Genomic DNA, 10,501 nt, shown 5'->3' on the forward strand with positions numbered 1-10,501 from the left:
AGGTAGTTTAAGAGCAATATCAAATAAATGTGCAAGGGCTGGTAATGATAAAAGCACCACGGTTCTCGTGATGCCCTCAATTCCATATTGTGATGAGTATGTTCCGTCTAGTTTTGAAGCCTTACTACCAGTAATCCAGTCGAGCATGATAATCCAGCAGTAAATCGAGATCCAAATTAAGTTCGCTTTACCGTATAACAAATTAATTATTGTTCCTAATCCACCACCTATAGCACCACCTACTTTAAATTGAGTACTTGTAATAACATCGCTTATATTCAATGCCTTGATGAGTTCGTGAATTCTTTCCAAGTTCTCACCTCCTTTCAAATTCTGGCCAAAATAAAAAAGCCTACTGTTGTACGCTTAGAATTTACGTATTTAGTCTCTTCCAAGAATGCTCTAATGGTTCTTGACGAGGGTAGTTCACCTCTTGTTTTGAATCATTATTTACTATTAAATCCTCACAAAAAATCATTCCGTTTCGTTTTAGAGACTTTCTACTTCCAATAAAAAAAATATCATCAATAATTTTTCCGGTTCTTTGAACTGAATTTCTCTTTAATGATAGGAGTTCAGGATCAAAAATAATACCTTTAAAGACAGTAATGGTAATCACCTCATTCAATACGAAATGCTAATGGAGCAGGTAAGGAACCATAACTACCACTTGCATTTACGTATTTGTATTTTTGTATGTTCCCATTCACTTCAACTTCTAATATATCGCCACTTACTATACTTGCATCTGAAGTCCGATATATTCCTTCCAATTTCCCACGCACACCATAACTATCTGATAAAATATAAAACGGAGATAGTAGAAAGGTATTATCGATATTTGGATTTAATCCTGTAGGTATTTGCAACCAAGTACTACGATATGATTGGGAGATATTTGTCTCATTAGATCCTTTTGGACGATTAAAAGTAAGCCCGGTGTAAGGGGTTGAATAATTTCCACTCCAAGCACTAGCGTACCAAACTAAAGCGCGTGTATATGGTTCATGTTTTTCTTCTAACATCAATTCTCCTAGTACCCCAATATATGTAACTGCAGGAGCTGATCTTGTGCTTGCAGGTGGAATTGTGCAAGTTATAATTTTTTCCTTATCAACGAATAGATAGAATTCAATCTCAGTATCTATAGCGATTTTAGGGCCATTTGAAGTAACACCATCAGAGTAATTCCTTCCACGGAACCAACTAGTCGGCCAAGATTGATCCGGAGTAGTCCCACGACCTTTCTCTTTATCATATCCATAACAAAATTTAAAGTAAGCATCAGAATATAGCGTTGATCTCACATCAAAATCTAATTTTTGTGGGCTGTCCTCCATGTTTCTTCCGTCATATGGTATAAGTTCGATATAGATATTTTTTTTACCATCATTTCCGTTCGAATACATGACATAGACATCATTTGAAGTTGGTTTTCCTTCATTTAGTTGTTTCCAACCAACACGTAACATCTCGTCAATAACCAGATTAAATATATTCTTTTTTAACGGTGTGAATCTTTTGAAGATATGTTCTGTCATAGAAGACACTCCTTTATTGTAAACTTACTGCTTTAATGATTATTGTAAATAAAGCTGGTTCATTTCCTTTGTTTTCAATAAAAACATGAGCAGCGCTTGTTGTATCTTTATCTTCGCAAGGGATTGCTAATATATCGTAAGTTTTCTTTTCTTGATTACTCTTATATATTTGTAGTCCGTTTTGTTTCTTATCAAAAATCGAAATAATAGATTCAACATCTTTATCGTTTGTTACATGAATAGTTCGAATATCAAATTTGTTGTATTCCATATTCATTGAAAAGTATTGAGTTTGTCGGTTTTGCACGAGTATTTGTTCAGATTTTTCGATAAGTACGGGTGATGAACTATCACCTACAGTTCCTTTATAACGATTGATTTTCATTTCAGTACCCATGTAAACACCTCAATCATGTTGCAATTTAATGTTAAATAAAATAGGTTCAAACCCAATGTAGTTTAAATCTTTAGTTACCAGTACCCAAAACTCCCTAGAACTATTTGCGCGTAATGTATTTATTGAAATTTGTTTTACCCAAGCTAAGTTATCTAACGAAATATTTGCCCACGTATATCCAACCTTTTCCATGTATTGCTCAATAGAAATTTTGAGATTATGAACAGCTACAGAATTTTCATTTTGGACCATCATTTTAATGATTCTTTTTCCCTCAATCATATTTCCTAAATTAGTTGGATCAGTATCGTTTAATTCTTTAGAGTCCATTATGATTTTTAAAGGAGAACCCATATTATAGATGTCACCGCCATAAAATAGGGCTTTCTTTTCTGCTATAAGGTTATTTTGTTCATCGTAAACTTCAATAGTTCCTTGGAACTCTAAAGATGGTAGGTTTATATCTATACCGGTATTTAATTTGCCCACTTGATTAATAGATAGTGTAGAGCCATTTTCATCTCTTAAAATTACTCTGTTATTTGGGAACAGCTGTCTTAACTTTAATTTGTGGCCACTCGTGATAATGATACGATCAATATCTAGCGGCTTGTATGGATCTGCGACACCTTTCTTTAATACAACACCGATTTTAGTCGCTTCTAATTTGTCGCTATCTGCATAATCAAAGGTAGCATCTACCTTGCTGTAAAAATCCCATTGTTCACCAGTAGAAGTAGCAAGCCATTCCCTGTGTTCTTTAGAACTATTAATAGAATGAGATTCAAGAAATTCTATTTTATTATCAGCGTTTTGATATATAATCAATCCGCCCTTATCCCCTTCAACATCGGGAGTATAATCAGCAATGACTTGTATCGCTATATCTCCTTGCGGTTTGTTGATTAGTAACATTACATCTTTATCTGCTGTATGATTCAATCTTATAAAGCCTTTTCTTGCAGCGATACTAAAAGATTCGGAAGGTGATATAATCCATTCCGGGTTTATGGAATCGAAATCCTCTATAAATATTTTCCCTGCTTCTTTTTTATATAAAGAGACTTTTCTCATAAAATCAATTAAGTATCCAGAACTATCAATATCAAAAGCGTTAAACCTATGAAATGATATATTGTTGTTTTCGATTTTAATAATACACTCACGGATTGCCTGTTCCGTGAATTGCTTTTCATATTTTAAAACATAATTTTCATCTGCTTTGCTATTTAAAGAGAAGTAATCTTTATTTCCGTCTATCGATATAGAAACTTGTCCAGGAAGATTAGAAACTTCCGCAATAACACGTAGCTGTTTACCAAAAAACTTGAATCGTATATATTGACCGTTTGTAATACCGGAGTAAAATCGGTCAGAGCTACTTAGGTCAAAATCTGTATCAAATAGTGAGGAATTTTGAGAATTACAGTCATATCTTCTCCACCCCAGTTCGGGTGTCTTTAACACTTGTCCAATGGTAGCCATTTCATCACCTTCTATCTTGTTTTCTTCCAATTAGAATTTGTCCACCAAGAAGAACGGCTATGATGTAACCATAGTTTCGGTTTTTCTTTTTGAACTTTTCTATTTTCATCAACTTCAATGATTTCAGTAGGGTAAATATTATTAACAATAAAATCATCAAATTGTATGCACTCGGTATCAATGAATTTATTAATAATAAACCGTTCACTTTCGATGATTTCAGTATCAATTCCCAGAACTTTCTCCGCTGGTTCAAATTCAGCCACTGAACTTTCTATGCAAGTATCCCTGTTAAATCGCTCGAATTCTTCTATATCAGTTGCTATACTTACATCTCTATCAAATGTATCTAGTTCTAGTATTAAAGACTGCCTTGCAGGTGTGTCAGCTGCATCATAATCATTAGCAATTTGTGAATCTAATTCTAATACAGGTCTTTTAAAATCTATTATTCCGGACACATCCGTCATGATATTTGGTGTGCAACGCTCCATATCAATACTATCAACAATTTCAGAAGTTATAGTAACTTTGGAACGATCCATTATATCGGACAACACCGTCGTTGCTTGTAACTCCCGTTTAACCCTTGCGAATAAATCATAATCGGTTAAATAAATAGGTATTCCCATACCTTCAAATAAATCCATTTCTTCATTTTGGGCTTCTAATTCGATAACACTTCTTTCTGCTGTAGAGGATTCTCCCTCTATAACATCAATTTGTTTGTTTTCCCGTGTGCTCAATTCATCTGTTGTAATGTATGAAAGGATATTTTCTGATTTCCTATTAAACTCCCGTGATTCAATGGAATCTGCTATTACTTCTGGCACTACTTTGTGGGCATTAGTTTCATTGTCTAATATGGTATGGATCAGTTCTTTTTCACGAGTAGCATTATCAAATTCAATAATGTTTTCTGCGATAAGATCCCGAGTTAAAACAAAATCACCTGCAGTATCGACCACATCAATAGCAAGTTCACGGCCCTTATTATCCATCGATTCCAATACTTCGATAGAATCCCCAGTTAATTCATTTGTAACTCGAATTGATTGTGTTTCATCTTCAATTTCACTTTCGTGACATGAGTGAATTTTATTTGCCTGTTCATATCGTGCAGAGGATGCTATTACTTCATTTTGAGTTCTTTTTGAATCTTCCATATCAAAGGTTTCTAGTTCCAAAGATAAGTTTTTTCGTATAAATGTTTCGTCTGTTGGGACCGCTGCTATGGTTTCTATCTGTTCTCTTTCAACTAATTCGAATGATATTGAACCTCCATCAACTTGAATAATATTTCTATCTGCAGTATCAAATTTTGTATAATCTGCTTTTAATTCTCTTTGGATTCTTGCAAATAGATCATAATCAGGTAAATAAACAGGTATTCCTAGATCATTAAATAAATCATACTCTTCATAAGAAGCAGCAACTTCATGAATACATCTATCTGCCATTTCTAAAGGATGTGTTGTTACTGCAGTTAACTCTTTAATTACAATCTCACCTGTGCCATTCTCAAATATATTAGACTGCAGTTCTTTTTCTTTTCGGTCTGCCAATATACTTTCGTAGAATTTTTCTCCATACAATACACGAGCTACTTTCACCCATTCGGGAAGTTCTTCTACTTCTGTAGCAAACTCACGAATTTTCTTATGAAGAAGCTCTTCTCCTATGACTTCATTCATTTCATATTCGTCTGTAGTTCTAGACATAATAGATTCATTTACGATTGTGATTTCATGTGTATCAAATGGTTTATCTGCAAGTTCTTCTTTCACATGGCCCATATCAAAAATGCGGCTGCGTTGCTGCGCTGACTCATCATCTGTAATATCTATTGCAAAGCATCTTGATTGTGTGAGGTTTTCCATTTCAGAAATAGCTATATTAACGTTACGATCTATATGGAAAGCGTTTAATGTTGTAATGCTTGCATCAATTTCAATAATGTCTCTGGAAGCCCGGTTAATCACATCAGATAAAATACCTTTAATTCTGTTTACTTTCGTTGCGAATACACCTGTATTATCCTCTTTAACAGCCTTAAACCTTGAATTAGGTGGCATACTTACAGGAAACTCATGCACGTTTTCACCGAAAGGATTAGCAATTGAAATAGAAACACAATAAGTCTTTTCATACGAAAGACTTGGACTAACAGAAACTATATGATTCTTTTCATTTATAAATAAAGAAGGGGCAGCAATCGAATAATTTTTCTCGTTCATCTTTTGCCTTCCCCCTTTCTTGTTTAAATATCTTCTTTATAGATTGCTAGGCCAATTGGATTGAAAGGCGAAAACTTACTTGTGAATGGAGAAACTGCTGTTGTTGGTAGTGTGTAGCGATATAATTGCGCCATTTGATAATTAGCTAGAATTTCACCACCAGGGTATTCCTTAAAAGTTACAGTTTTATCTTCCGGATTATAATCGTAATCCGTTTTAGGAACTTCCTTACAATCCATGAATAGATTTAATGTATTTTCTTTTGGTTTGTGCTCTAAATGGAATATCTTTTTAGTTCCGTCGCCTTTACCAATCACTTCATCTGTTACAGTTTTTTCAATTTCAAGCTCATCTGCTTGTTGAATATTTTTTGGATGTACTGCGTATACATCGTCAAGTTTTCCTACATATCCATCATTAGGATGTACAATGTAAATTTGTGATAAATGGTATTTACCGCTATACATAGAAGGGTTAAATCGCCCCTGGCCACTATCAATATCAGCATTATGGGTAATAAATGCAAGGTAATGCTGCTGATACATAGATCCGGTTAATGATTGGGACAAAACAGGCGTTAGATTTCCACCGGATGTGTTTTCACCATAGTCCATATTTGCATTACCGATTTTTTTGGTAGAATTGTTGAATTCTTCCCCAGAACGGCAGCCGCCCATAATAATTAAATTCTTTTGCGGTTTATTATCAAATGTATACATTCTTCCGATGTACAATGGAACAAACAAAGCTCGTACAGGGCTTGGTGTTGGATCAATTCGCATAAACATTACGACACGATCTTTATGAGCGTTACCGTACATGTATACAACGGAATCACGTTTCCAGTCCTTTGTGAATCTTTGCTCCGGTGTCAAACTTAGTACTGTATAGGGAGAAGCGTTCACAAAATTGATAGATGTAAAAATTTCAGCCAGGACACTATTTGTGCTCTGTACGGTAAATTGCGTCTTAGCAGGTAGTATTTCTGTTACATCGCTACCGTTACTAGATTCTAGCAAACGTGTACCTGCAATCTTTATGTTGTCTGCACTTGCAGGAGCAACTTTGAAAATAATTGTATCGCCTGTAAATGTATAGTTACTTACATCTAAAATTGAACCGTTTTTGTAGACTGTAAAACGGCTTTCATCAAAATCTGGGTATGGTAATTTAAACACTGTCTTTGTGCCATTTCCATTGCCTAAATCCGCATCTGGATCACTAATTTTAACTTCTTTTTCAATAAAGTAACGTGTGTAAGTGAAGAAAATAATATCATTCGTTGGTTCATAGGCGTCATTAGATAAACGATATTCCCCCGTAACTCTGGCTCCTTTTGCTACTGGTGTATTAAATTTAATTAATCCTGTTCTACCATCCACTGTATAAGTGTTTTTTTCTTGATAGATACTATTTATATAAACAGATAAGGAACTAGCAATGATTGGAGAAGCAGGAATAATGAAGTCTGTTTTCTTTCCATCTCCCGTTCCGAAATCCCCTAATCGCGATTCAGTGGCTACATATCTTGAATCTGCGAAATCAGAATCAGCAGTATCGTATGCAACCGCAAAGCCAAATCTTCTGCGCTCCAAATCACTTCCAGTGGATTCGAATAATCGTACATCTATAAATTTGCTGGTTTCTCTTCGGATACGGAAAAATAGATCACGTTTCCATCCGTGATCTACAAATAACTTTTCTAATTCAGTAGGTAAGGTTTGTAAATTTACAATTTTATCGAACCACATTTGTATTCATCCCCTATATTGTTTTCTCAAAAATACCTAATCCTGCTGGACGATATGCAGTAGCTGGCATTTTTGTAATTGGTGAAATTGCATCTACGGTAAAGAATCTGTAGATATCATGCGTATCTGGGCATGTATTTTGTCTAACTTTTAATTTATCTCCATTTAACAATCCTAATGGGGAGAGAAGTACAACATACGGCATGTAACCACGTACTCCTTCATCTGGATGTACAATATAAGCCCTAGATGTATGAACTCTACCGCTATATAAAGATGGATTGAATTGATACTTATATTCGTCATTATCGTGACTTTGCCATGCTGTAGGATATTGGCCACCATTAGCACCTTTCCGATCCGGTGGCATTATATTACTTGGTATATTCCACGCAATATAATGCGCTTGGTATCTTGCACCAAAACGGGAACGTTTAATAATTACATTATCAATGCCATTACCTGGCGATTTAGGGTATTGCTTTGTGCGTGGCATATAGCTAGATACATTCCTAAATGGCGTTTTACTTTCAAAATTAAAGCTGTGAGAAGAGCTTTCTCCACCTTCATCGTAAGCAGTACCAGCCCAAAGAGCATCCGCTATAGTGTCATCATTTGCATAGCTTTCTAAGCGTCCCATGTATATTGGGGTTACAGGGACAGAATTGTTTTCGAACGCTGGCGTTTTATCTGCTTGTATTAGTAGGACAACTCTATTTTTATCAACTTGTCCTGTAATACGAACTAAAGAATCTGGCCACCAATTTGTATCAGCGTCTATATTTAGCAATTTAGGGTTTCTCAAAGTAGATTTAACCCAAGGCGACATCATTAAATCAGGCTTATCTGTATAGTCATAAACGGTATATGTATAAGGTCTTCCGTTGTTTATTTCTGTTTTTTCTGTAGCTATCACTTCGGCCAATTCTACATCTATAATGGATTGGAACTCTTTCTTGTCCTCGGCTCCCATAATAACTACACTATCCTCTTGATAGCTTGGTAGTTTTTCAATCATATATAAATACATACATGAACGATCTTTATATTGTGGGTTGTTTTCTAAGTATGTTTTAAATGCAGTTTTACCATCAGGCTTAGAAAAATCGATGTCTAATTGAGTCTTTGCGGTCCACTTCCAAGCTTGAACAATTCCGTATAAACCACCATCACTATTTTTTAAAATTACATGCTTTGCAGCCCAATAATTATGAACAGGGTCGTCCGATTTCGTAGCTTTATAAATAACCTTGTAAAAGCTGCTTACTTTCTTCCATCCATTTTCAATCATGGTGTTTATTAACTCCATATGGAATTCTGCTTCTGATACTATTTTTTCAATATATGCCATAGGTTTCACGCTCCTAATCTCTTAATAGTTGATAATTCAGTTTTACTACTTTGGATGTTCCGGTTATATTGTGGTATTCGAACTTTAATACAGCGTTAGCCGGAATAGGTCTAATAATAGAAAAATTGAATCCTTCTGGTACGTCTTTTACATAAACATTTTTAAATATTTGTTTTCCATCGATAAATAGATTCCAATAATCACGATCACTATAACTTGATGCAGCTATAGAAAATGCAATTAACTCTGTATCGAACGGTAGTGAGAATTCATCTTTTTTTACTACATCATCTATTCCAATTCTTCTACCTTCTATATACGGTTCCGTTTTTGTAGGGAAATAAGGAGCGTCAAATCTACCGCCCGCCATATATGTAACAGCAAAACTCATGCTATCCCTCCTTTATGATAAAAAATGCAATTCGAACCATACTGTTTTATCAAGGATGCCTTGATTTTTAAATGAAAATTGAACCGTACTTCCTGCTGCTAAAGGTTTATAAACCATAAAGTGCATACCTTCAGGAATATCCTTGGTATATATGTTTTTACAAATCGTTTTACCGTTTACAATTAAGCTCCATTTATCATCTAATTCATATATAGATGCACTTACACTTATTGCATACAGCTCCATATCTACAGGTACAGTATATGTAGTTTCATTTGTTTGGAATGAAAAAGAATCCATAATGAATCCAGGTATGAATGGTTCTGTTTTAGTTGGATGAAAAGGCGGATCTAATCGACCACCGGCTAAATAGGTTGTTTCAAACAAGAGTAATCACCCTTTTTCGTGTATTAAAAAATTCCCGTGCATCATCACGATACATCGGGAATTGGTAAATCAGACAGCATACCGTTACCTTTGTTTAGAAGGCGTGGTTGCACACGTTCTAGCTGCTTTTGCGCATTATATATTAATTGTAGCTCCATCTCTTTTCCAGTTACTTTATGTGAGACAAGGACCTTTTCTAGCATACCTTGTGCGTTGAAAGCTAAATCATAGTGTAGGTATTTATCACCATCGACTGCAGATAGGCGGGCACCGTCACGAATAAGCGTATATCCTTCGGTCATGCCTTCTTTAAATACGTCATTTGGATCATTCCCAGGCATTGGTTTACCACCGTTATAAATTTGCCTATCGATTAATCCCTTCATCAAATACATAATTGGATCATATAAGTTTTTTTGCATTATCATAGAATCACCCCTAGTTCACTCTCGTAACAGACCAAGTTTTTGCTGGTCGTTGGATATAATAGTGATCTTTGTCTTGATTTACCCGAGGAAATGATAAATCTGGTAAGGAACCATAATCGAACAAGATATTATTCTGTGTATCCAGTACTTGCAAACGCCCTGTAAGAATCCCCTTAGGATTTCGAACTGCTTCAAATACGATAATATTCACACCATATTCAAGTGGAATATCAACATATGTTGGATTGTTTCGGATGAAATAGTTTTCCGCGACTAATTTATCATTACAGTAAATATTTAATAAGTCGCCATCCTCTACATCCCAATCCCAAAGCTTTAATCTTAATGTATCTACATTTACTGTAATACCAGTTATATCTGTATATGGGGCAGGTTCATAACCGTAGTTAACAGTTAAATCGAAAGTTTGATAGAATCCATCATCTGCAGAAATCATTGTATTAATCCCTTTAACAAAGTAATTCCACTGTTGGCCAGAATCTCTATTGTAAACAGAAATAACATCAAATAAT

11 protein-coding genes and 1 pseudogene are annotated in these 10,501 nt (G+C 34.9%); all 12 read right to left on the reverse strand.

What is annotated here, in order from left to right; translation table 11 throughout:
* Positions 1–312 (reverse strand): phage holin family protein (locus tag ACTFRM_RS31015; RefSeq protein WP_440043883.1); only part of this gene is annotated, 312 nt, incomplete at its 3' end.
* Positions 313–373: 61 nt separating this feature from the next.
* Entirely contained in the window at positions 374–619 is a 246-nt protein-coding gene (locus ACTFRM_RS31020; protein ID WP_078420706.1) for a hypothetical protein, read from the reverse strand.
* Between the two features lies 1 nt (position 620).
* The gene (locus ACTFRM_RS31025) at positions 621–1,541 is read right to left on the reverse strand and encodes a hypothetical protein (RefSeq protein WP_324656368.1); all 921 of its coding nucleotides are present in this window, start codon (positions 1,539–1,541) and stop codon (positions 621–623) included.
* 13 nt (positions 1,542–1,554) lie between these two features.
* Positions 1,555–1,938 (reverse strand): hypothetical protein, encoded by a 384-nt coding sequence (locus ACTFRM_RS31030; RefSeq protein WP_324656367.1) that lies wholly within the window; start codon positions 1,936–1,938, stop codon positions 1,555–1,557.
* A 9-nt stretch (positions 1,939–1,947) separates the two neighbouring features.
* Positions 1,948–3,453 carry a cell adhesion protein gene (locus ACTFRM_RS31035; RefSeq protein WP_324656366.1) on the reverse strand — a complete coding sequence of 502 codons (1,506 nt, stop codon included), beginning with the start codon at positions 3,451–3,453 and terminating at the stop codon, positions 1,948–1,950.
* The gene (locus ACTFRM_RS31040) at positions 3,435–5,660 is read right to left on the reverse strand and encodes a hypothetical protein (protein ID WP_324656365.1); all 2,226 of its coding nucleotides are present in this window, start codon (positions 5,658–5,660) and stop codon (positions 3,435–3,437) included. Before ACTFRM_RS31040 ends, ACTFRM_RS31035 begins: the two co-directional genes overlap by 19 nt.
* Before the next feature lie 23 nt (positions 5,661–5,683).
* Positions 5,684–7,411: a hypothetical protein gene (locus tag ACTFRM_RS31045; RefSeq protein ID WP_324656364.1), complete on the reverse strand. Its 1,728-nt coding sequence runs from the start codon at positions 7,409–7,411 to the stop codon at positions 5,684–5,686.
* A gap of 13 nt (positions 7,412–7,424) precedes the next feature.
* Positions 7,425–8,762 carry a hypothetical protein gene (locus ACTFRM_RS31050; protein WP_324656363.1) on the reverse strand — a complete coding sequence of 446 codons (1,338 nt, stop codon included), beginning with the start codon at positions 8,760–8,762 and terminating at the stop codon, positions 7,425–7,427.
* A gap of 13 nt (positions 8,763–8,775) precedes the next feature.
* Positions 8,776–9,153 carry a Low copy number virion structural protein gene (locus ACTFRM_RS31055; RefSeq protein WP_324656362.1) on the reverse strand — a complete coding sequence of 126 codons (378 nt, stop codon included), beginning with the start codon at positions 9,151–9,153 and terminating at the stop codon, positions 8,776–8,778.
* A 12-nt stretch (positions 9,154–9,165) separates the two neighbouring features.
* The gene (locus ACTFRM_RS31060) at positions 9,166–9,540 is read right to left on the reverse strand and encodes a Low copy number virion structural protein (protein WP_103629737.1); all 375 of its coding nucleotides are present in this window, start codon (positions 9,538–9,540) and stop codon (positions 9,166–9,168) included.
* A gap of 44 nt (positions 9,541–9,584) precedes the next feature.
* On the reverse strand, positions 9,585–9,968 hold the full coding sequence (locus ACTFRM_RS31065) for a hypothetical protein (RefSeq protein ID WP_017673854.1): 384 nt from the start codon (positions 9,966–9,968) through the stop codon (positions 9,585–9,587).
* A gap of 10 nt (positions 9,969–9,978) precedes the next feature.
* Positions 9,979–10,501, reverse strand: a pseudogene (locus ACTFRM_RS31070) (hypothetical protein); the annotation flags it as partial.

This window comes from Bacillus cereus group sp. MYBK227-1, from assembly GCF_051916325.1.
Taxonomy (GTDB): domain Bacteria; phylum Bacillota; class Bacilli; order Bacillales; family Bacillaceae_G; genus Bacillus_A; species Bacillus_A cereus.

Excerpts from the sequence above, each read along its gene's own strand:
- ACTFRM_RS31065 (WP_017673854.1), bottom strand. The coding sequence starts at position 9,968 with ATGATAATGCAAAAAAACTTATATGATCCAATTATGTATTTGATGAAG.
- ACTFRM_RS31055 (WP_324656362.1), bottom strand. The coding sequence starts at position 9,153 with ATGAGTTTTGCTGTTACATATATGGCGGGCGGTAGATTTGACGCTCCT.
- ACTFRM_RS31030 (WP_324656367.1), bottom strand. The coding sequence starts at position 1,938 with ATGGGTACTGAAATGAAAATCAATCGTTATAAAGGAACTGTAGGTGAT.
- ACTFRM_RS31050 (WP_324656363.1), bottom strand. The coding sequence starts at position 8,762 with ATGGCATATATTGAAAAAATAGTATCAGAAGCAGAATTCCATATGGAG.
- ACTFRM_RS31045 (WP_324656364.1), bottom strand. The coding sequence starts at position 7,411 with ATGTGGTTCGATAAAATTGTAAATTTACAAACCTTACCTACTGAATTA.
- ACTFRM_RS31025 (WP_324656368.1), bottom strand. The coding sequence starts at position 1,541 with ATGACAGAACATATCTTCAAAAGATTCACACCGTTAAAAAAGAATATA.
- ACTFRM_RS31040 (WP_324656365.1), bottom strand. The coding sequence starts at position 5,660 with ATGAACGAGAAAAATTATTCGATTGCTGCCCCTTCTTTATTTATAAAT.